The organism is Mycoplasma phocimorsus, from assembly GCF_030077875.1.
GTDB lineage: Bacteria > Bacillota_I > Bacilli_A > Mycoplasmatales > Metamycoplasmataceae > Mycoplasma_H > Mycoplasma_H phocimorsus.
In genome coordinates, this window is sequence record NZ_JASEJT010000010.1 from 50,359 (window position 1) to 73,608 (window position 23,250).

The following is a 23,250-nucleotide window of genomic DNA, read 5'->3' on the forward strand; positions in this document are numbered from 1 at the left end:
ACTATTTTACTATTTTTTATTAATTATTAAAAATTATTAATTTGTTATAATAAAAAATAATCATATAAATTTAGGAGAATAATGAAAACAAAATATTTATTTATTACTGGCGGTGTTATTTCAGGGCTTGGAAAAGGAATAGCAGCAGCAAGTATTGGAAGGTTGCTTAAAGCACGGGGTTTTAAAACCTTTGTATTAAAAATGGACCCATATTTAAATGTTGATCCAGGAGTGCTTTCGCCATATGAACATGGTGAAGTTTATGTTACAAATGATGGCGGAGAAACAGATTTAGATCTTGGACACTATGAAAGATTTTTAGGAATTACTCTTTCTAAAGATTCTTCAATTTCATCTGGAAAATTATTAACAAGATTAATAAATAATGAGAGAAATGGAAAATATAATGGTAAAACAGTTCAAATTGTTCCACATTTTACTGATGAAATAAAAAAAGCCATCTTAAGCATTGGTGAAAAATATAATCCTGATTTTGCTATTGTGGAGATTGGTGGAACTGTTGGTGATATTGAATCTAATGCATTTTTTCATACTATTGCCCAGCTTAAGTATGAAATGCCAGATTTAGTTTATTTAATTCATAATTCATTTGTTCCATTTTTAAATTCTAGTGGTGATTTTAAATCAAAACCTACTCAACAATCAATCGCTTTATTAAGACAACTTGGAATTAGCCCTAACATGGTAGTTCTTCGTAGCCACAAACCAGTAACTAGTGATGCAATTGAAAAAATTGCTAAATATACATTCTTACCTAAATCTAGTGTAATCTCAATTCCTGATTTTAAACAAGTTTATGAAATTCCTTTATATTTAGAGGAAAAAGGGATTTGTGAAGTCATTTTAAATAATTTTAATATTGAAAATAAAAAAGCCTATTTAGATGATTGGAAAAATTTTGTTTCTTTACTCAAAAATAAAGATAATCAAAAAATTACTATCGCAATGGTAGGTAAATATACTACTTTCGAAGATGCATATAAGTCAATTATTGAAGCGCTAAAAATAGCAGCCGCTTATGAAAAAATTAACTTAAAACTTAAGTGAGTTGAATCAGAAAACATTAAAAATAATGAAGACGTTAAATTAGTTTTAGAAGAAACTGATGGTATTTTGATTCTTCCCGGTTTTGGTCATCGTGGTATTGATGGAAAAATTATCATTTCTGAATATTCTAGAGAAAATAATATTCCTACTTTAGGTATTTGTTTGGGTATGCAAGTTATGAGCATTAATCAAGCTAGAAGAAAAGGAATTAAAAAAGCCACAAGTTATGAATTTAAAACTGACGATAAAGAAGAAGTATATGTTCTTGATTACATTAGAGGTAAAGATGAAAGCCAATCTATAGGTGGAAGCTTGAGACTTGGTGCTAGTGATACAGAAATTAAAGAAGGAACTAAAGCATTTGATATTTACAAAAAAACTTTAATTAGCGAAAGACACAGACATAGATTTGAAATTAATCCAATGTATCGCGACCAAATTGAAGATGATGAATTTATTTTTAGCGGTCAAGAACCTAAAACTAAGTTAGCAGAAATTTGTGAATTAAAATCACATAAATTTTATGTAGGTGTTCAATATCATCCTGAATTTAATTCTCAGCCACTTGATCCTCATCCATTATTTTTATCATTTATAAAAGCAATGAAATAATTAGCATCGATTTTTATCGATGTTTTTTATTTAAAATAAAAAAAACATCAAGATAAACTTAATGCTAATTTTATTTATAAACAACATGAGTTTGAATAATGCTTGTTTCTTTATTGCTTGCATTTGTCTGAGATAATTTATAAAGTTTAACACCAATCAATTGATAATCAATAAAGATTTTAGCTTTATATTTTTTATTGTAATCATACTTTGAAAAATAACCAATATCTGTTAAATTAAAGTTAATTTTATTTTTTTGTATTGCCAAAATACTTGTAAAAATGTCATGAGAAGAAACAATTACATCATATACATTTTCATCTTCAAGAAATGTTAGCATGCTATTAATTTGTTCAATATTTTCTCTATCAATAGTTACGATATAAGGAATAATTTCAAGCTCTTGAGTAGCCTTTCTAAAAGAATTTACTCAAATATTTTTAATATCAGCAGAAACTTTTGAATCTATAAGAAACATCATTTTTTTACATGGTGTTTTTTTGTAATATTCCTTAACTAATTTATAAAACATTTCTTCATAATTGTATAAAACATTCTTAGAATAATTGTAATCATAACCATAAACACAAATATTTAAGCTTGAATTTTGTTTTAAAAAATCTTTCATACGTTTATCATGAACAGGCGGAAAAAGAATTAATGATTTTGGTTTTAAATTAATTAAATATTCAATTTCAGCGATATATTTATCCATTTCATTAGAAGTGCGCAAAATGAAAATTTTTTCACCATCAATACTTGCTGCATTTTCAATACCTTTTACAATTTCGTTTGTTGTATATTTATCTTTAAAAGGCAATAAAACTATATTTGAAAATAACGAGTCTACTCGAGAACTTCCTTGATTTTTATAATATTCACTAATTACAAATTCAATTTTTTTTCTAGCGGATTCTGATATATATCCATTATTGTAGTATCTAGAAATACTACTAATTGAAATTCCTGAACGATCAGCAATTTTCTTATACGTAAGTTTATTCATATATATAAATATATAGTATAAATAAATTTTTATCAATTTTTTCTTATCCTTTTATTAGCAAAAAAATAACTTAATGTTAAAAATAACCATTTTCTGTGAAAAAATTAAGTAATTCTTTTTGAATAAGTTCATTTTGATAAATATTTGCATTCTTTACATATTTCTCAAAGTTGTTAAATAAAAAATAATAATTTAATAACATGTTATACGGGGTGATACTATTTGAATGAAATTTACATTTCATCCCCCCTAAATGTCAACTAAATTGAACCAATTTATTTACGCTTCCACATTCAGAGCACTTTATTGATGAAGGTCTTATTGGCAATATTAATGGCGAATTAGCTAAAAGTATGCTCATTCATCAATTACATTCTTCGGTTTTAAATTTATCTAAAACATGAAAATATAGCTTTAAAAAACTATTATTAATTCTTTCAGTATTAGAAAAAATAAATTTAACTTTATCGAGTGTAATTTGAACAAAAGCATTACTAAAATCATATTCTTTAAGCAAATATGCTTTTTTAAGTTTCGATATTTTAGAAAAATTTCTACTTAAAAATACTTCAGCTTCAATAATTGAAAACATTTGTAAATTTACTGCGTTTTTTGAATTTATTTTTCTTACTCCCTGTGCTAAAAAAGTAATTTTTTTATTAAAAATTGGACATAAAAAAGTAACTAATTGATCATAGTCATTAAAGTCTTTTTTCTCTACTACTATTCCAATTAATTTTTCTGCAGCCATATTAATATTTTATATTAATAGGTTATTTTATATTAATTTTATTGTCTTATATTGTTATAATTATAAATTATGAAAAAAAGCGCAAGAGAATATCGTTATGACTTAATTACTATTATTTATAAACATCAATTATTAGAAGATGAAATTAATATTCCATTACTTGTAAAGGAATATGAATTAACACCTTTACAAGCAAAACAATTAGAAATATATAATGAAAAATATGCTTTTTTAGAAGGAATAATTTCTAAAAATTTATCTAAAAATTGAACATTTATTAGAATAAATTTTTTACTAAGAGCAATTTTATTATTAGGAACAATTGAATTAATTTATAGTAATCCAAAAATTATTATTAATGAAATGATTGAAATAGCTCGTGATTATTCATTTAGCGAAAGAGAAGTTAAGTTTGTCAATGGTATCTTGGATTCAATTAGAAGAGAAATTAGTGATATCAAAAAGAGAACAAATGCGGAAAGTTAAATTAATTGATTTAGTTAATAAAAAAATTAATAATTATGAACTTTGTCAAAAATTAATTAGATCAGGCAAAGTTTTTGTTAATTATGAAGCAATATTACTACCAAATATTTTAGTAGAACAAGAAGCGAATATTCAGATAAATTATGAAGAAGAATATGTTTCAAGAGGAGCTTATAAACTTAAACATGCAATTGAATATTGAAAATTAGATTTTAAAGATAAAAATATTGTGGATATAGGAAGCTCTACTGGCGGCTTTACTCAAATATCTTTACTTAATGATGCTAAATTAGTTTATTGTATTGATTCAGGCACAAATCAACTTGATTTTTCTTTAAGAAGAGATGAGAGAACAATTGTTTATGAAAAAACTAATTTAAAATTAATTAATAAAGAAATGATTTCCGAAGATATAGACTTTGTTGTTTGTGATGTTTCTTTTATTTCTCTTAAGGAAGTTTTTAAAGCAGTTTTAAGATTGAAAGGTAATATTAAATTAATTCTTCTTATTAAGCCACAATTTGAAGCTCCAAGAATTTATGTTCAAGAAAAAGGAATAGTAGAAGAGCACCACCATGAAGAAATTATTCAAATGGTTAAGAATTATGATCCTATAAATTATAAATTTATAGATTTAGTAAAAAGCCCAATAACAGGTAAAAAATCGAATAATATTGAATATTTAGCTTATTTTGAAAGGAATAATTATGAATATTAAAAAATATTTTCCTTCGGCAAATAAGTATGTTTATTTTGATTCAGCAGCAATGGGTCTTAAGCCTAAAATGGCTATTAAAGCTAATAATTATTTTTATAATAATATTAGCGTAAGTACAAGAAGCAGTGATACTAAACTTGGTAATTTAGTTAATAATACTATTTTTGAAACTAAGAAAAAAATTATGAACTTAGTGGATGCTAGCATACCACAAGAAATAATTTTTACCTCAGGTACTACAGAATCAATTAATATGTTTGCCAATATGTTCAAAGAATTATTGAAAGAAGATGATGAAATAATTATTGATGAGTTGAATCATTCTTCAAATATGTTTCCTTGAATATCAATTGCTAAGCAAGTTAAGGCAAAAATTATTATTAGTTCTAATGTAATAGAAAATATTACAAATAAAACCAAGTTAATTTCAATAGCACAAGAAACAAATTCATTTAATAAAGTATACGATATAGATCTTCTTTCTTCAATTTGTAAACAGAAAAAAATTATTCTTTTTAACGATGCTGCACAATCAGTTTTACATTATAAAGCTTCTTTAAATTTATTTGATGCTATAGCATTTTCAACTAATAAATTTTATGGACCTACAGGGCTTGGCATATTGGCTGTAAATAAAGAATTATTAGCAAAATTTAAACCTTTTAAATTAGGTGGGGGAGTAATAAAAAGTGTAGAAAATGATGCTAAAAGTTTTTCAGTTAATGATGGTTTAGATGTTTTTGAAGCTGGCACGCCTAATATAGCGGGCATATTTATGTTTAATAAATCTTTAGATTTTTTTAATCTTATTGGTTATGAAAAATCTAATAATATTATTAAAGAACTTTCAATTTATTTACATAAAAAATTACAAGAAGTAAAAAATATTAAAATAAGTTCTAAGCCTGGAGATATCATTGCACTTTTTAATATTGATAATGTTTTTTGTCAAGATGTTTCTAGTTATTTAGCAAAACATAATATTTACACAAGAGCGGGAAGTTTTTGTGTAAAAATGCTGGATAATATTTATGATAATCAAGGTTTTGTAAGAATATCACTAGGTATTTATAATACAAAAAAAGATATTGATAAATTAGTAAATACATTGAAGAAAGCGAAAACTTTTATAGTCATTTAAATTATGAAATTAAGAAAAATATTACAAATTACATCATTATTTTTTATTCCTTTAATAGTGATTTCTTGTTCACAGAAAGAACAAATAAAAGAAAATGTTAATCAAATAAAACCTAATATTGATATTAAAATTCCAAAAAAGTATGATCAAACAATTAAAGTTTTAAAAGTTGTTGATGGCGATACTTTTTATGATTCGCAAGGAAATAAATATCGTATGTTAGGTATTGATACACCCGAAAAAACTAAACAAACTGATAATGGTAAAGAATCAACTTTAGGTTTACAACATCATTACGCTCTTAAAGCTCAGGAGTTTTTAAGTAATAAAATTCTTAATAAAGATGTACAAATTATTAATATTACTTTAGATCACTATGGAAGAAAAGTAGTGCAAGTATTTATTAATGATGAAGATTTGTCAATTTTATTAGTGAAAAATGGTTTAGCTAAAGTGGCTTATATCAGTAAAGATAAAAAAAGTAGATATTACTTTAAAGATACTTCTTATGTTGATGTTCTTTCAAAAGCTCAGCAAGAAGCAATGATTATGCGATTAAATATTTGATCAGATCTCAAAAAAATATCACAAATTTACCCAAGAAAAGGACATTAATATGTACAAATTTGAAAAATCAGCATCATCTATTAATTCATTTATAAAACATGAAGGTTCAGAAGTAGTTTTTTGAGGAAGATCAAATGTTGGTAAATCTTCATTAATAAATGCAATTGCTGGGAGTAAGATATCTAAAACTTCTTCCACTCCTGGTAGAACGCTTCTTGTTAATTATTTTGCTAATAAGCAAAAAAACTTTTTAGTTGATTTGCCAGGTTATGGTTATGCCAAAGTTAATAAGCAAACTCAAGAAAATATTACTCAAATGATTGATGCATATTTTCAGAATGCTACAAATATTAAATGTGTATTTCTTTTAATAGATTCAAGAATTGGCTTTTTAAATAGTGATGTTGAGGTTATTAATTATCTTAATAAGCTTCAATTACCAATATTCATTGTTTTTACTAAAGTTGATAAATTAAAACAATCGCAAAAAGCAATGTTAAAAAAGTGAATCGAAAAATATAGCTTATCATTAAGTATTAATGTTTCTAGTGTAACCAAATTAAATATTAAAACACTAATTAATATAGTCAATAACTATTTATATATAATTGATTAAAGGAGAAAATATGGATAAATCAAGTAATTTTATAAATGTAAAAACTAAGAAAGGGAAGTGAGCTTTATTTGGAGCTATAAGTACACTTGGAGCAACAACAGCAATTATTACAAGCTATTACGTTTTAAAAAAGGAAGTTACTTTTTGAGATCAGGTTGATAGCATGAATTTTATTTTAGGTGATGAGCCGGGAGTTGAATTTAAAGATAAAAAAAATCTTCCTATGCCAGACATTAAGGCACAATCAGATTTTCTTTCTTCACATTTCGCTTCTGATTTTGAAAAAGGTAATGAATATTGACAAAATGTTTTAATGTTAAGAAATTTATTTAATAAATCACCATTAGATTTAGCTAATCAAAATTTTTATTTAGTTAACGAAAAAAATATGCCTTTTTATGCGCTTTCAGAACAATTTTCAAGAAATAAAATTAGAAGTGTAAATTTCGAAAGTTATGGAAATGATATTCTTGGTATATTATTTTTAGAATTAACTATTTCTTATAAAATAGAAAATTCTTCTAAAGAATTCACAAAAAAATTTTTCTATCAAATAGAAGGATTTAAAAAATTTAAAGATGTTCAAAAAGGAAGTAATATTCAAAAAGAATTAGCAAGACAGGCTGATGAAATTGAAAAAATTGATTTAACTAGTGATGTATCTAAATATAAAAATATTAAAAATAACAAACAATTAGAAGAAAAATTAATCAATAAATCATTATTAGAAGATCAATTTACTGATTGAAGCGTTGATGATGTAAAAATTGTTGAAGATAAAATTATAATGAGTGTTACACCTAAACTAAATTATAAAAATTATTATTTAGTTAATAAAAAGTTAAAACATGCAATTGTTACATTTGTTGGCGCAACGCAAAAAATTGTTCTTGATTTTAAAAAATATGAATATTTAAAACAAATGTCACAATTTGCACCAAAAATAAAGCCAATTAATAAAGATATTAAAGAGTTTGAAAATACATTTTTTCAACCAAAATTTCAAAATATAAAAATTTATGATAATTATAAAGATGATTTTCCTAATAAAGACATTCAGCTTGAACTTGATCGTAATACGCTTTCTTCACTAGATATTAATTGAGAAAACATTAATAATTCTGAGCATAAAATAACTCAAAAATTTAAAAATTATAATAATGAATTTGGTTATGCGACATATGAAATTATAATTAAAAATGCAAAAAATTTTATTGCTAGTTTTGAAGTTAGATTCAATAATTTCAAAACGCTTCTTTCGAATGAATTAAATGAATTAAATGAAAAATATTCTAAAGACAAATCACTTTTAGCATTTAAATTTGTTAATGAAGGTAACTATAAAAAATACACTTTAAAACAATTAGTTAATAATGCAGATGAAAATGGCAAAGAAATTTATAATAAAGAATTTTTTAATATTAATGCATTTATAAAAGTAATTGATGCTAACATTAAGAGCCCAATTTTAAACCGCAATTATGATATACAAGTAAAAATTGTCGAAGATAGTTTTAAGCTTGAAAAGGGCGACAAAAATAAAGCTTCATTTAAAGTTAAATTTTACTTAAGAAATAATAAAGAGCGTTATTTTGAAATTGAATTTAATAATGTTGATATTATTTAAAATTATTTCAATAAAGCAAATTATTGTATATTCAAATAAAATACTAAATTGACAAGAAAATTAAATATAAAAAATTTCAAAGTTACATTTGAGATTTTTTTATTTGCAAATTTAAAAATAGAAAAATGATAATTTGAAACATTTTTATTTTTTTTACTAAAAGATATTTAAAATGTATGTTCAATATTTTAAAACTTTTTTAAAAATTCAAAAATAAATATTTTTGTAATATTTACATTTGAAATTAAGCTAAAATTAAAACATTTTTTTAGTTATTTTATTAATAATGTAATATTTAAATATTTTTAAAAAGATATATTTTTAAACTTTTTAATAAGATTTTTTATTATTAATTTTTTTAGAGATGCTTTATTATGGGTGGTAAATTTATTTGGAAGGATAATATGTTTAAAAAAAATAAATTAACACTTCTTTTTTCAAGTGTAATAGGATTATCGACTACTATTATTAGTTGTAATTCAAACATAAATAAAAAAGAAGTGCAAAAAGAAATTAGCAAGAAACTAATTAATCAAGAAAAAAATAAGTTTAAATTTAATAATAAGCAAGATTTAATTTTTGGTCTAATAAAAGATAATCAAGAATTAAATAATTTTCCAACCATTGATTCAAATTTAGTAGAAAAAAATAATTTTGAAAATATTGAAGAAGAAAAAGAAAAAAAATCTGATATTAATACAATTTTAAAATCTAAAAATATATTTACAACTTGAAAGAAAAAAGCAAAACAAACACTAAGAAAAAAAGAATTAGAAGCAGCTAATAAAAAGAAAAATGCTTATATTATAGCGGGTTCAACAATTTCAGCGCTTTTAGTAGCGGGAGGTGTTATTGGAGCCGGCATATATTTATTTAAGTATAATAGAGATCCATTACACAAAACTAAAGCTTATTTTACTGATCTTGCTTTTAAAACATATTTAAAATATAAAGGCATTGATGTAGATTTTGAAAATTCATTTAAAAATTTAATTTTTTATTTATATAAAGAAAATGATCAAGAAAATAAAAAACTTATTGATTTTTTATTTAAAAAAGCAAAAGAAATTATTTTTGATAAAAAAGATATTAAAAGTATTTTTAATAAAGAACAAATAAATAACTGAATTAAAGAGTTTAGCAAAAATGAAAACAATGCTAATACATCAATAAAAAATAATCCAATATCATATTTTATTAAAATACTTAAAGGCGATAATAGCGAAAAAATTTTAAAAGAATTTTTATGAATATTAAAAATAACGTTTAATGAAAAAGCAAAACTAGAAAATATTCCTGGCTTTAGTGGCATTAAATCTTTTTTTGAAAAACAAAAAAATGCAGAAGGAATTTTATCAAGTATAACATCAATTTTTGCAGGATTAAGTACAGTTAAAAATGGTGTAGAATTTATAATAACAAATGGTAAAGATTTTCTTGATGAAGAAAAAAAAGGGCTTTTAACAGTTTGAATTCAATTTATTGATGTTTTAAGAAAAATAATTAATGAAAATAATTTTAAAGAAAAACATAAAGAAGAACTCGAAACTTTATATAATTTATTTTATAATGTTATTAAGTTAATTTTTGAAGATAAAAATTTAAATATAACAAGCCAAAATAGAGAAGGGTTTTTTAGTTTGTTTAAATGAACAATTAGCAATTTAATTAAAAAAACGTTTAAAATTACAAATATTATCACGCCTAATACAATAAAAGAATGAATTGAAAATAATAATAAAATGAGCAAGTCTTAATTTTATATATATGTATATATAAAATTTTTATTTTTATTTTTTGAAATATATGAATTTTGCAAAATATTAAATTAGATAAAGTTATTTTATTAATTTCATTTTTAAAAAATAATTACAGCACATTTTTTGCTTTAAAATGTGCTGTATTTAAATATATAATTAAAAATATTTTATTATAAGCCTAAATATTAAATTTAATCTTAATTTATTAAAATTATTATATATATAATAAAACTTAAAATTTATTATAATTATTATCATTATGATATATGTAAATAATTTAAGGTTCAAATATAATAAAAAAGAACCATATGTTCTTGATGATGTAACTCTACATATTCCAAAAGGAAAATATATTGCTATTATGGGGCATAATGGAAGTGGAAAATCAACACTTTCAAAATTATTAGTAGCACTTTATAAACCAGAATCAGGAATTATTTCTATTGATGGAATTAAAATTTCAAAAGCTACTCTTAAAGATATTAGAAAAAAAATTGGAATTGTTTTTCAAAATCCTGATAATCAATTTATTGGAGCTAGTGTTGAAGATGATATTTCTTTTGGTCTTGAAAATAAAAGAATGAATCGCGAAGAAATGAGAAATATTATTTATGATTTGGCTCAAAAAGTAGGAATGAAAGACTATTTAGAAGTAGAACCTCACAATCTTTCAGGAGGGCAAAAGCAAAGAGTAGCTATTGCATCAGTTTTAGCTCTTTCGCCTGAAGTAATTATTTTTGATGAAATTACTTCAATGCTTGATCCTAAAGGAAAAAAAGAAGTTTTAGATTTAATTAAAGAAATTCAAGTTAGAGAAAATAAAACACTTATCTCCATTACACATGATATGGAAGAAGCTATTAATGCTAATTATTGTATTGTTCTTTCTGAAGGAAAATTATTAGCACAAGGAAAACCAGAAGATATTTTAAATAATAAAGAAATTGTAAGAATTGCTAAAATTGACTCTCCTTTTATTTATAGAATTAGTGAAAGATTAAATGGAATTAGCCCAACATATAAAGAAGAGGAGTTGTTAGAAGAAATATGCAAATAAAAATTGAAAAATTAAATTATATATACAATAAATCTACAATGATTGAAAAACATGCCATTAAAGATGTTGATGTAAGTTTTGAACAAGGCGAATTTATTGGCGTAATTGGTCCTACTGGTTCAGGAAAAACGACTTTCATTGAACAGTTAAATATTTTAACTACTCCTACTTCTGGAAAAATTACTTGAGTTTTCCAAAATCAAAGCAAATTAAGCAAAAAAATGGCTAAAAAATATAATGTTGAATATGTGAATCGCAATATTCAATATGAATATGAAGATACTCAAGTATTTTGTGCCCCTTTTAAAGATAAAAACCTTAATAAAAAATTAAATTTTGTTAAGGAGAAACCAAGATCATTCGCTGATATTAGAAGAAGAGTTGGTGTGGTTTTTCAATTTGCTGAGTACCAATTATTTGAAGAAACTATTTTAAAAGATGTTGCTTTTGGCGCAAAAATGTTTGGATTATCAAATCAACAAGCTGAGGAAAGAGCTAAAAAATACTTAAAATTAGTAGATTTACCAGAAAAATTATGAAATCATTCGCCCTTTGGTTTATCAGGTGGACAAAAAAGAAGAGTGGCATTAGCAGGAATTCTTGCAATGGAACCAGAATTTTTAGTTCTTGATGAGCCAACTGCTGGTCTTGACCCTGCTGGAGTAATTGACATTTTAAATATTTTTAAAAAACTTCATGATGAAGGCAAAACAGTTATTGTTATTACTCATGATTTAGATAATATTCTTGAGTTTTCAACAAGATGTTTAATGTTTAAAGATGGTAAAAAAATATATGACGGGGATACTTACGAATTGTTAAAAAATACTGAATTTCTTTATAAAAATGAAATGAAGCCGCCTCGCATTTTAGAGTTTGTAAGTAAACTTGAAGCAAGAGGAATTAATGTTCCTAAAATAACTAATGAAAATGAATTAGTTGAATTTCTTAATAAATATTTAGAGAATAAAAAGGAGATATAATGAAAGCAATGCTTGGTAGATACATGCCAGGAAAGTCAACAATCCATAGCTTAAACCCTATATTAAAAGTTTTATTTAATATTTTTTATATTGTTTCCGCTTTTCTCGCTAAAGATATTATTACTTTTTTTGTGCTTTTAATTCCTCTTTTTATTATGTATTTAATATCAATTAAAAGAGTAAGACCATTATTTAGAATGCTAAAAATTCCCTTCTTTATTGCCGCATTTCTTTTATTAATCAATTTTTGATTGTTAAAAAATGTTAATTTATATGAATCAATTAGAATTTTCCAAAATAATACTAATACATATAATATTGTTACTAATGTTAATGAAATTATTCAAAATAGCAAAGAGGTCGGAACTGCTGCCTTTAAAGATGCCATTAAAGGTGAATGATACCAATATTTTGTTTGATATTCAAATGAAAGTGTTGCCTTTTCATTATTTGCTGTTATCAGATCATTAGCAATCTTTTTAAGAATTTATATTATGATTCTTTCAACAACAATTCTTACATTAACAACCAAACCAATTATGCTTACAAAAGCGCTTGAAGATATTATCTGACCACTTAAACTTGTTGGCGTTTCAACACAAATTGTAGCAATAACAATATCAATTGCTCTTCGTTTTGTTCCAACTTTACTTGATGAAGCTTCAAGAATCATGAAAGCACAATCAAGCCGTGGTGTAGATTTTAAAAAAGCTAAACTTAAAGAAAAAGCAAAATCAATGATTACACTTGTTGTCCCTTTATTTGTATCTTCATTTGCAAAAGCAGAAGATTTAGCAAATGCAATGGAAACAAGAGGATATGATCCATATGCTAAACGTACAAGATACAGACAAATAGGATTTAATAAATATGATATTATGCTAGCTATTTTTTCTTTAATTATTTTTGCTGGAATTATAACGCTTAATACTTTTCACAACTATTATCCTGAGCAAATTTTTGAATCAGCAAGATGATATGCTTATTTAGTAACAAGGTATTAATATGATTAAAATAGGCTCACATATTACTTTTAAGGCGCCAAATTATCTTTTGGATGCAGGTAAAGAATCATTAAAAAATAATGCTAATACTTTAATGATTTATTTAGGAGCGCCACAAAATACTAAAAGAGTAGAAAAAGAAAAGTATAAATTACATGAGTTTGAGCAATTAGTTAAAAATAAGATTAATAATGAAGATATTATTGTTCATGCACCCTATATTGTTAACCCATCAAATCCTACTAAATCGCAATTTGCATGCAATTTTTTAATTAGTGAGATTAAGAGGATGAATTACATAAAAGCTAAATATTTAGTTTTACATCCTGGAGCATACACTTCTTTTGATGTTCAACAAGCATTAGATACTTTAATTAATAATCTTAAATTAATTCTTTCAAAAACTAAAGATGTTGTAATAGCCATAGAAACAATGGCTGGAAAAGGCACTGAAGTAGGAATTAATTTTGAACAAATTATGTATGTAATTAATAAAGTCAATTCAGAACGAATAAAAATTTGTTTAGATACATGCCATGTTTGAGATGCTGGTTATAATTTGAAAAATTTTGAAGAATTTATTGATTTTTTAAAAGAAAAAAACTATTTAAAATATATCAAAGTAATTCATTTAAATGATTCTAAAAATGATTTAGGATCTCATAAAGATCGTCATGAAAATATTGGAAAAGGTTTTATAGGGTTTGATACTCTAGCTAAATTTGTTCATTGTAAAGAGTTTGATAATATTCCTATCATATTAGAAACTCCATGAACAGATGAAGGACCTATTTATGATCAAGAAATCAAATTATTATTAAATGCAAAAAAAATAAAAAAATTTAAAATAATTATTTAACTTTATTTAAAATGAAGTAAAATATTTATATATGCAAATGTAGTTCAATGGTAGAACATTAGCTTGCCATGCTAAATACGGGAGTTCGATTCTCCTCATTTGCTCCAAATGTAATATCACCACAAAACAACATTATTAAATGTTGTTTTTTTATAAAAAAACATTGCAATTGCAATGTTTAATCTTTTTTAATTTTAAGATATACTTCATCTAATTGTTCTTCAGTTATTTCACTAGGAGAAGAAGTAAGAACATCTTGCCCATGTGAATTTTTAGGAAAAGCAATAACCTCTCTTATTGAATTTGAGCCTGTTAAAATCATAATTAAACGATCAATTCCAAAAGCCATACCTAAATGAGGAGGCAATCCATAATCAAATACATTCATAAAGAAACCAAATTTATTTTGAACTTCTTGTTGGCTTAAATTAATTAACTCAAACATTTTTTCTTGTGTTTCTTTATTAAAAATTCTTACACTACCACCAGCAACTTCATAACCATTTAAAACTAAGTCATATGCTTGTGATTTTGCACTTTTAGGATCTAAATTATCTAAATTTTTGCCTTGAAAGTTTGTAAATGGGTGATGAGCGGCAACATATTTATTATTTTCTTCATCATATTCAAACATTGGTCAATTTTCAATTCAAACAAACTTAAATTTTGAATCAGTAACCATTTTATATTCAAACATTTCTATCGCTTTTACTCTAACAGCGCCAAGCGCACTTGATGCTTTTTCATATGTATTCGCAACAATTAAAGCACAACCATTTTTGATATTATTAGTAATTTGTTTAAGTAATTTTTGTGTTGAATTTATATCTTTTGTAGCAAAGTTTGAAGTAGTAATTTCACTATTTTCAAAATTAAAATATCAAAGAATATTAGCTCCATTTTTCTTAGCAATTTCTTCTAGTTGAATAAATTCTTTTTTAGTAATAACATGTGGAAGTAATAACATTCTTTTACTTTCAGCATTTGCAATAATTTCAAAATTAGATTCATTAAAAAATTGGCATACAGAAGAAAGTTTTAAATCGTATCTTAAATCAGGCTTATCGCTTCCATATAAATTAAAAGCAACATCATAGTCCATTCTTTCAAACGGAATTTTAATATCAATTCCTAATTTTGTAAAAGTTGTTTGCATCATTTTTTCAATATGATTTTGAAATTTTGAAAGATCCATAAAGCTTACTTCAATATCAAACTGAGTAAATTCCGGTTGACGATCTTTTCTTGAGTCCTCATCTCTAAATACTTTTGCTACTTGAAAGTATCTTTCAAATCCAGAAGCCATTAGCATTTGCTTAAATAGCTGAGGAGATTGAGGAAGAGCAAAAAATTTTCCTCGATCTCTAGTTGCAACCAAATAATCTCTAGCACCTTCAGGAGTTGATTTGCCCAAAATTGGAGTTTCAATTTCAAGAAAATCATGATCTTCTAAATATCTTCTCATCGCACTAATCACTTTGGCTCTAGTAACAATATTAGAATGCATCTTAGGTCTTCTTAAATCTAAATAACGATATTGCATTCTTAAATCTTCATTAACATTAATATCATCCCTAATAACAAAAGGCAATTCTTTTGAAGTTGAAAGTATTTCATATGAATCGACAATAATTTCTATTTCACCTGATTCAAGCAAAATATTAGCTTCTTTTCTTAATTCAACTTTACCAGTTGCTTTAAGAACAGATTCTTTTGAAATATTTAAATCTATATTATTAAAAACTAGTTGAACAATTCCATAAGCATCTCTTAAATCAATAAAAGTAGTTTTTCCAAATCTTCTTTTATTTTGCACTCAACCATAAACAGTTATTTTATGATTCAATAATGTCTTATTAATTTCATTATTTTTTATATTCTTCATAATCAACTTCTTTCTTATCATTTTCTTCATTCATTAGAGCAATAAATTTTGATACTTTATCAACATGTCCAACAAATGTTATAGCGTCATTTTTCTTAAGAATTGTATTACCAGTAGGCAAGAAAGTAGAATTATCATCTTTTACAACAATGACATTAATCCCAACTTCATAAAAATTAAGATATCTTAATTTTTTATTTTCAAATCTTGAATTATTCACTTTAGTAGTTCCAATTACATACCCACTACCAATTTCCTGTAAATTTTTTGAGTAATTAATAAAGTTTTTATTTGTAGCAATAATTGCTGTTCTAATTCCCGATTCATATTCAGGGCGAACAATTAAATCTACACCAATTTGTTTAAGAACTCTAGCATGTCTTTTTGAGGTAGCGCGAGCAATAATATTCTCAACTTGCAATTCTAGCAATGCGGCTACCACTTCTAAATTATTTGGCATACAAACAATTACAGTTTCATAGTTTTTAATTCCTATTGAATTAAGCGCTCTCATATCAGCAGCATCCATAACATAAAGAGTATCAACAAGCTCTGAAACGGCCTGTAATCTTTTTTCATCATTATCAATTGCTACTATATTTTGATTCAATTTATTAAGCTGAGTAATAACTGCTTGACCATATCTACCAGCACCAATTACGCATATATTTTGTTTTACCTTCATTAATTCTCCTTTATTAAGAAAGAGCAATTTCTTATATATTTAATAATAAAAATTATAATAAATTAATTATTAATATAAAATAATTTTACTATGTTTAATAAATTTATAAGCAAGACAAATGAATTAAAAAACAGAAAAAAAACTTCAAAAATTAGATATATTTTTTTGATTTATTTTTTAATTATTTTATTTTCCTCTTTAATACTTTTCTTTCCTTGAGTAAAAAAAGTAACACCCGAAAATTGATGAAATTACAATAATTATATTGATTCACTTTTTACATCAGTAAGCGCATTTAGTGATACAGGATTAGTAACATTAGAAACACAAGCAACATGAAATATTTTTGGTCAAGCAGTAATTGCGACATTAATTTTTGTTGGTGGCACAGGTTTTTTTGCTCTTAAAATTTTTATTCTTAATTATCTATTTAGAAAAAAATTTTATAATATTGATAAAGAATTATTATTAGCTGAAAGAGGAGATATTAAAAATCAAACTTCAAATTTAGTAATTTCTAGTCTTAAATTTATTATTTCTATATTAATCATTTCTGGTTTTATTTTAACTTTTTATTTTTACTTAGCAATACCGACACCACCTTTAGGAGAAGAAATGAATGTGATTTTGCCTTCTTCTCCACAAGGCGATTGATCTTTATCATTTAGATTCGGATTTTTTCATGCTATTAGCGCACTTAATAATGCAGGATTTGATATCATGGGCGGAAAAAGTTTAATGCCTTATTATGGTAATTTTTGATTACAATTTATTATTGTTGTACTTTTTATAATTGGTGGAATAGGTTATCCAATTATTTATGATATTAATTCATGAATTAAATTTAAAATTAAATATCGTGATGAAAGAAAATATCATTGGTCATTAATTACAAAAATAAGTGTAACGACATATTTTGTTCTTTCAATTTTTGCTTTAGCTGTAATTATTCCGCTTGAAGTTTTTAGTAAAAATCCCACTTCATTTTGAAATCATATGATTGCTGGAAAATACAAATATGGCGGACCTCTTCAAAAAATTTGAACAGTACTTTTTACAGTTTTTTCTACTAGAAGCGCAGGTTTTGCAACAATTGATTTAAATTCATTTTCTTCTTCTACACTAATTATAATGACAATTTTAATGTTTATTGGTGCAGCGCCAGCCTCTACTGGCGGTGGAATTAGAACAACTACATTTGCTATTATATTTGTTGCACTTGCTTCAAGAATTTCTGGAAGCAAGACTACAAGAATGTTTAGAAGAAAAATTAGCTCTGATAAAGTAGTTATGGCTTCAAATGTATTTATTATAAGTATTATATTATTAATGCTAGGAACAATTATTCTTAATACTTCTGTACAAAATTACTCAGGCAATTTAAATAATAATACTAACAGTTTAACAATGCTTTTTGAAACATCTAGTGCTTTTGGAACAGCTGGACTTTCCTTAGGTATTACTCAGGATTTAAATTTAGGTTCGAAATTTATTTTAATATTTATAATGTTTATTGGACAATTTGGTATCTCTTCAACAATTATTGTTTGAAGAGATAAAATTACAAGATCAAATAGTTATGAATATATTGAGGAAGATGTATTAATAGGATAGTTAAATTTGAATTAATTATTATAAAATTTATACATTTAAATAAAAATATCAGAGCTTTTTCAGTTCTGATATTTTATTATTCCTCTATTTGAGCTGTATTAATAATACTATATGATTTCAAGAATTCATTTCCTTTAAGTTTAATTGCCTTAACGCCTTTAGCATTTCTGCTTACATCAGGTAATTGACTTATATGGGTTCTTAAAGTAATATTTTTATTATTAACTAAAAATAATTCATCATTTTTATTTACAAACGAACAACCAATTAAAGTGCCTGCTTTTTTAATATTCATCGCCAATACACCTCTGGCTCCACGTTTAGTTTCGCGGTACTGTTCCTTATTTGTTAGCTTAGCAAATCCTAAAGTTGACATAGATAATATTAATTCACCTTCTAAACTATGTGAAGCTGAAATTACATAAGCATCATTTTCTAATTTAATTGCAATAACACCAATTGCACTTCTACTCATATCGCGAATTTGAGAAATATTAAATTTAACTACATGTCCTGAAGAAGAAGCAATAATAATACTTTCATCTTCTTTAACAATCATTGCTCTAACTAATTCATCATCTTCTTTAAGTCCCATTGCTTTTTTTCCATTAGCATTAATTCTAATAAAGTTTTTAATTGAAGTTTTTTTAATAATACCTTTTTTGGTAATAGTTATCAAATATTCATTATCTTCATATGAATCAGTAGCAATCATTGAAATTACATTTTCATTCTCTTGTAAATCAAGTAAGTTTATAAAAGGTAATCCTTTTGATTGTCTTCCTTGATCAGGAATTTGTAGCGCTCTCATTCTATAAATTCTTCCTAATGAAGTAAATAGAAGTAAATCAATATGTGATGAAGTGACAATCAATTGTGAAAGATCATTACCTTCATAAATTTTCATTCCTTGCGTACCTACTCCACCACGTTTTTGTAATCTATATTCAGATAAATCCGTTCTTTTTACATAACCATTTGAACTAATGCTAATAACAATTTCACGTTGTTTTACTAAATCTTCATCAGAAATTGAGATAGAAGCATTTTCATTAATTATAGTACGACGTTCATCGCCATATTTATTCTTAATCTCTTCTAATTCATCAATAATTAATTGCGTTAATAGTTCTCTTGAGGCAAGAATTGCTTCAATTTTTGAAATCTCTGCCATAAGAAGCGCAATTTCTTCATTCATTTTCTCTATAGCAAGACCAGTTAATCTTCCTAATCTCATATCAACAATTGCTTTAGCTTGAACTTCAACTAAATTAAATGATTGTTTTAATCTTTCAATAGCATTAGCATCATTAGAAGAAGATTTTATAATTTTAATTACTTCATCAATATTATCAACTGCAATTTTTAAACCTTCTAAAATTAATAAACGATATTGCGCTTTTTCTAAATCAAATTTTAATCTTCTAGTTACAACCTCAAATTGATGCTGTAAATAAACTTCTAACATTTGTTTTAAATTTAATAATTTAGGTTCTCCATTAACGAGAGCGACCATATTGGCATTATAATTAGTTTGTAAAGGAGTTTGACGATAAAGTTGATTTAAAATAATAGCAGGGTCAAAATTCTTTTTAATAGAAATAACAATTCTAATTCCATCTTTATTAGATTCATCTCTTAAATCTGAAATTCCTTCAATAGCTTTATATTTAACTAATTCAGCTATTTTTTCAATAATAGTTATTTTTTTAAGTTCATAAGGAATTTCAGAAATAATAATTTTACTTTTTCCACTGATGCCAGTTTCTATTTTAGCTTTTGAACGAACAGAAATTGTCCCTTTACCAGTTAAATATGTATCAATAATTCCTTTTGTACCTAAAATTTCAGCACCAATAGGAAAATCAGGTCCTTTAATATGTTCCATTAATTGAGTAATAGTTATTTGTGGATTTAAAGCTAATGCTTTAACAGCATCAATTGTTTCTTTTAAATTATGTGGAGGAATGCTAGTTGCCATTCCTACCGCAATACCAGTAGCACCCATAATTAAAATATTTGGGAAACGAGAAGGAAGTACAACAGGCTCTTGCTCTGAAGCATCATAGTTAGCAATAAAATCTACAGTATTTTTATTAATACCATCTAACATCTCGCTAGCAATTTTACTCATTCTAGCTTCAGTATAACGCATAGCAGCAGCGGGATCACCATCAATACTCCCAAAATTACCATGGCCATCAATGAGAGGATATCTTAAAGAAAAATCCTGTGCTAATCTCACCATAGCTTCATAAACAGATGAATCACCATGTGGGTGGTACTTCCCTAAAACATCTCCGACAATTCTTGCTGATTTTTTATGCGCTGATGAATGCGTAATACCCAATTCATTCATTCCAAATAAAATCCGACGATGTACAGGTTTCAATCCATCGCGTACATCTGGTAACGCTCTAGAAACAATAACACTCATAGCATACTCAAGAAATGAATCTTTCATCTCTTTTCGTATTTCTTGCGGATATAATCCGCCAGTAGGAGCATCAATTATTTTTGATTCTACAATATAACCTTCTTTATTTTGAGGAATATATTCATCTTCATCTTCTTCTATTACTTCCTCTTCATTAAAAATAGTATTAACACTTTCATAATCATCTTCAAAATCTTCTTGCTCTACTTTTAATTGTTCTTTTTCTTTATCTTCATCAAAAAATAACATTTTTCTCCTTTATTAAAATTAATAATTATTTAAATTATAATTTAAAAGGCAAAATTAATGCACATTTACACCGATATTTTGAAACATGTCTTTATTTTATGTTTAAATATCTTTTAACATTACTTTTTTAGTTTTGGTGTATTATATTATGTAGTATTTTAAATAGAAATTTATACTTAAAATTTCCCAATTTATATTTATTTAAATAATGTAAATAATTTTATTTATATTATTATTTTTAATTTATAATTAGGTAACTTTAATTAAAGAAATAAGGAGGAATTATGGCTATAGTACCAAAGAGAAAAACATCCAAACAACGTAAACATAAAAGAAGAACGCATGATTCTTTAACAGCACTTGCAACACGTTCATGTACAAACTGCTCAAAACAAATTGAACCGCATGTAGTTTGTCGTTTCTGTGGATTTTATAAAGGTAAAAAAGTTAACGGTTATAAACCCTCAAATACTAAATAATTCTACTTATTAATGCCGAAAGGCATTTTTTTTATTTTTTAAGAAAAAACGCTTCTTTTTCTCATTTTTGTTCTTATTTTTATATTTTTTTAATTTTTTAAATAATTGCATAATGGAGGAAACAATGAAAGTATATCAATTTGGAAAAGTTGTTTATAAAGCAAAAAATTATATTATTCTTGAAAGTAATTTTACTGGTTATATGATTTATGTAGCCAATGTTGAACGTTTTACTGAAAATAAAAATAGTAAAATTTTTGTTTATGAACATAAAAATGAATATGGTGAATCAATGTATGGATTTACTAGCTTTAAAGAAAAAATTTTATTTGAAGATTTAATTTCTTTAAATGGAATTGGTCCTAAAACGGCAATTGAAATGTTAAATAAAGATTGGAAAAATATTGCTAAAGCAATTAGTGACGGCAATAGTTCTTATTTATCGGATTTTAAATATATAGGAAATAAACTTTCTAGACAAATTATTTTTGAATTTCAAGAAAAATACACTAAATTGCTAGAAGGCGTTAATGTTGAAATTAATATTTCAAGCAAGCAAGAAGTTATTGAAACATTAAAACTTCTTGGCTTTAAAAATAAAGAAATTAATAGTGTGATTAATTTAATTAAAGAGCAAAACGATACTGAAGCTATGGTTGAAGAAGCTATTGAAATAATTACACAAAAACCACAACTTTATGCTGAAAATAACTAATTTTGATTCGTATATTGGCCAAAATAATATTAAAAAAACTATAAATATGATGATTAAGTCATCAGAAATTCAAAATAAAACACTAGACCATATTTTAATTTGTGGTTTAGCTGGAACTGGAAAAACAACTTTAGCTAAAATTATAGGTAATATGCAAAATAAAAAAACGCATTTTGCTCAAGGATCATTATTAGAGAAAAAAAGTGATATTGTAACACTATTTAGCAATATTCAGGAAGGAGATATTATTTTTATTGATGAAATTCATTCTATCAATAAAAATGTAGAAGAATTACTTTATACAATTATGGAAGAATTTAAAATTGATGTAATGTTAGGTAGTGGAACTAATTCTAAAATTATTAGAATTAAAGTAAAGCCTTTTACATTAATTGGCGCCACAACAAAAGTTTATAATTTATCAAATCCACTTAAAGAGCGTTTTGGTTTTATAGCTAAAATGCAAGCATATACATTAGAAAATATTAAAGATATTATTAAAATGCACGCATATAATTTACAACAAAATGTAACTGAAAATGTTCTTGAATTTATTGCTCAATTTTCAAGGTTAAATCCAAGAATAATTATTAACTTATTTAACAGAATTGTTGATTTTTCAATAGTAAAATCACAGAATGAAATTACTATTGATTTAGTTAAAAAGGCTTTAAAAACAATGGGTATTCATAAATATGGCTTTAGTGAAGAACATATTGAATATTTAAAATGTTTTAAAGGTTTTGGCAATTCTCGTTTTATGTCTTTAGATTTTATATCAGGAATCACAAACTTTAATAAGGAAGATATTTTAAGCGAAATAGAACCAATTCTTCTTTCGTATAACTTAATACAAAAAACTTCTAAAGGAAGAAAAATAACTCAATTAGGAGAAAGATATTTACTCGAGTGTAATAATTATTAATTATTA

21 protein-coding genes and 1 tRNA gene are annotated in these 23,250 nt (G+C 24.8%); 17 read left to right on the forward strand and 5 right to left on the reverse strand.

Translation table 4 applies throughout. The features are described 5' to 3' along the window. Nucleotides 1-81: 81 nt before the first annotated feature. Complete coding sequence (gene pyrG, locus QMA87_RS02795; protein ID WP_283827095.1) at nt 82-1,680, forward strand: CTP synthase; 1,599 nt, start codon at nt 82-84, stop codon at nt 1,678-1,680. A gap of 70 nt (nt 1,681-1,750) precedes the next feature. Here pyrG and QMA87_RS02800 read toward each other — a convergent pair whose 3' ends face one another. Both QMA87_RS02800 and QMA87_RS02805 read right to left on the reverse strand, forming a co-directional pair. Then, nucleotides 1,751-2,686 carry a type 1 periplasmic-binding domain-containing protein gene (locus tag QMA87_RS02800; protein ID WP_283823803.1) on the reverse strand — a complete coding sequence of 312 codons (936 nt, stop codon included), beginning with the start codon at nt 2,684-2,686 and terminating at the stop codon, nt 1,751-1,753. Nucleotides 2,687-2,762: 76 nt separating this feature from the next. Further along, complete coding sequence (locus QMA87_RS02805; RefSeq protein WP_283823802.1) at nt 2,763-3,437, reverse strand: recombination protein O N-terminal domain-containing protein; 675 nt, start codon at nt 3,435-3,437, stop codon at nt 2,763-2,765. Nucleotides 3,438-3,506: 69 nt separating this feature from the next. On the opposite strand from QMA87_RS02805, the gene QMA87_RS02810 reads away from it, so the two are divergent. The 12 genes from QMA87_RS02810 to QMA87_RS02865 all read left to right on the forward strand — a co-directional run bounded on the left by QMA87_RS02810 (nt 3,507) and on the right by QMA87_RS02865 (nt 14,362). Further along, a complete protein-coding gene (locus tag QMA87_RS02810) occupies nt 3,507-3,923 on the forward strand; it encodes a transcription antitermination factor NusB (protein ID WP_283823801.1) in 417 nt (138 codons plus the stop codon). Further along, nucleotides 3,910-4,641 carry a TlyA family RNA methyltransferase gene (locus QMA87_RS02815; RefSeq protein WP_283823800.1) on the forward strand — a complete coding sequence of 244 codons (732 nt, stop codon included), beginning with the start codon at nt 3,910-3,912 and terminating at the stop codon, nt 4,639-4,641. Before QMA87_RS02810 ends, QMA87_RS02815 begins: the two co-directional genes overlap by 14 nt. Continuing rightward, a complete protein-coding gene (locus QMA87_RS02820) occupies nt 4,631-5,782 on the forward strand; it encodes a cysteine desulfurase (protein WP_283823799.1) in 1,152 nt (383 codons plus the stop codon). The genes QMA87_RS02815 and QMA87_RS02820 overlap by 11 nt, the downstream gene beginning before the upstream one ends. Nucleotides 5,783-5,785: 3 nt before the next feature. Then, complete coding sequence (locus QMA87_RS02825; RefSeq protein WP_283823798.1) at nt 5,786-6,397, forward strand: thermonuclease family protein; 612 nt, start codon at nt 5,786-5,788, stop codon at nt 6,395-6,397. A 1-nt stretch (nt 6,398) separates the two neighbouring features. Continuing rightward, on the forward strand, nt 6,399-6,965 hold the full coding sequence (gene yihA / locus QMA87_RS02830; RefSeq protein ID WP_283833824.1) for a ribosome biogenesis GTP-binding protein YihA/YsxC: 567 nt from the start codon (nt 6,399-6,401) through the stop codon (nt 6,963-6,965). 10 nt (nt 6,966-6,975) lie between these two features. Further along, nucleotides 6,976-8,592 carry an MAG1430 family protein gene (locus QMA87_RS02835; RefSeq protein ID WP_283833826.1) on the forward strand — a complete coding sequence of 539 codons (1,617 nt, stop codon included), beginning with the start codon at nt 6,976-6,978 and terminating at the stop codon, nt 8,590-8,592. A gap of 404 nt (nt 8,593-8,996) precedes the next feature. Beyond that, nucleotides 8,997-10,349 carry a hypothetical protein gene (locus tag QMA87_RS02840; RefSeq protein WP_283833828.1) on the forward strand — a complete coding sequence of 451 codons (1,353 nt, stop codon included), beginning with the start codon at nt 8,997-8,999 and terminating at the stop codon, nt 10,347-10,349. 262 nt (nt 10,350-10,611) lie between these two features. Further along, the gene (locus QMA87_RS02845) at nt 10,612-11,409 is read left to right on the forward strand and encodes an energy-coupling factor transporter ATPase (RefSeq protein WP_283833829.1); all 798 of its coding nucleotides are present in this window, start codon (nt 10,612-10,614) and stop codon (nt 11,407-11,409) included. After that, the gene (locus tag QMA87_RS02850) at nt 11,400-12,392 is read left to right on the forward strand and encodes an ATP-binding cassette domain-containing protein (protein WP_283824015.1); all 993 of its coding nucleotides are present in this window, start codon (nt 11,400-11,402) and stop codon (nt 12,390-12,392) included. Before QMA87_RS02845 ends, QMA87_RS02850 begins: the two co-directional genes overlap by 10 nt. Continuing rightward, complete coding sequence (locus QMA87_RS02855) at nt 12,392-13,396, forward strand: energy-coupling factor transporter transmembrane component T family protein (protein ID WP_283824014.1); 1,005 nt, start codon at nt 12,392-12,394, stop codon at nt 13,394-13,396. The genes QMA87_RS02850 and QMA87_RS02855 overlap by 1 nt, the downstream gene beginning before the upstream one ends. Nucleotide 13,397: 1 nt before the next feature. Then, nucleotides 13,398-14,255, forward strand: a complete 858-nt coding sequence (locus QMA87_RS02860; RefSeq protein ID WP_283833830.1) for a deoxyribonuclease IV — start codon at nt 13,398-13,400, stop codon at nt 14,253-14,255. Nucleotides 14,256-14,288: 33 nt separating this feature from the next. Further along, nucleotides 14,289-14,362, forward strand: a tRNA-Gly gene (locus QMA87_RS02865). Between the two features lie 71 nt (nt 14,363-14,433). On the opposite strand, the gene aspS is transcribed toward QMA87_RS02865, so the two are convergent. Together aspS and QMA87_RS02875 are read right to left on the reverse strand one after the other, a co-directional pair. Continuing rightward, a complete protein-coding gene (gene aspS / locus QMA87_RS02870; protein ID WP_283824012.1) occupies nt 14,434-16,140 on the reverse strand; it encodes an aspartate--tRNA ligase in 1,707 nt (568 codons plus the stop codon). After that, complete coding sequence (locus QMA87_RS02875; protein WP_283824011.1) at nt 16,121-16,825, reverse strand: potassium channel family protein; 705 nt, start codon at nt 16,823-16,825, stop codon at nt 16,121-16,123. Before QMA87_RS02875 ends, aspS begins: the two co-directional genes overlap by 20 nt. Nucleotides 16,826-16,915: 90 nt before the next feature. Between QMA87_RS02875 and QMA87_RS02880 the strand changes: the two genes are divergently transcribed. After that, nucleotides 16,916-18,439: a TrkH family potassium uptake protein gene (locus tag QMA87_RS02880; RefSeq protein WP_283824010.1), complete on the forward strand. Its 1,524-nt coding sequence runs from the start codon at nt 16,916-16,918 to the stop codon at nt 18,437-18,439. 76 nt (nt 18,440-18,515) lie between these two features. Here QMA87_RS02880 and gyrA read toward each other — a convergent pair whose 3' ends face one another. Next, nucleotides 18,516-21,125, reverse strand: coding sequence for a DNA gyrase subunit A (gene gyrA / locus QMA87_RS02885; protein ID WP_283827300.1), 2,610 nt, complete (start codon nt 21,123-21,125; stop codon nt 18,516-18,518). A 284-nt stretch (nt 21,126-21,409) separates the two neighbouring features. On the opposite strand from gyrA, the gene rpmF reads away from it, so the two are divergent. The 3 genes from rpmF (at nt 21,410) to ruvB (ending at nt 23,244) form a co-directional block, all read left to right on the forward strand. After that, the gene (gene rpmF, locus QMA87_RS02890) at nt 21,410-21,604 is read left to right on the forward strand and encodes a 50S ribosomal protein L32 (protein ID WP_283824008.1); all 195 of its coding nucleotides are present in this window, start codon (nt 21,410-21,412) and stop codon (nt 21,602-21,604) included. Between the two features lie 124 nt (nt 21,605-21,728). Further along, nucleotides 21,729-22,319 (forward strand): Holliday junction branch migration protein RuvA, encoded by a 591-nt coding sequence (ruvA, locus tag QMA87_RS02895; protein WP_283824007.1) that lies wholly within the window; start codon nt 21,729-21,731, stop codon nt 22,317-22,319. Then, nucleotides 22,303-23,244 carry a Holliday junction branch migration DNA helicase RuvB gene (gene ruvB / locus QMA87_RS02900; protein WP_283833831.1) on the forward strand — a complete coding sequence of 314 codons (942 nt, stop codon included), beginning with the start codon at nt 22,303-22,305 and terminating at the stop codon, nt 23,242-23,244. The genes ruvA and ruvB overlap by 17 nt, the downstream gene beginning before the upstream one ends. Nucleotides 23,245-23,250 lie beyond the last annotated feature (6 nt).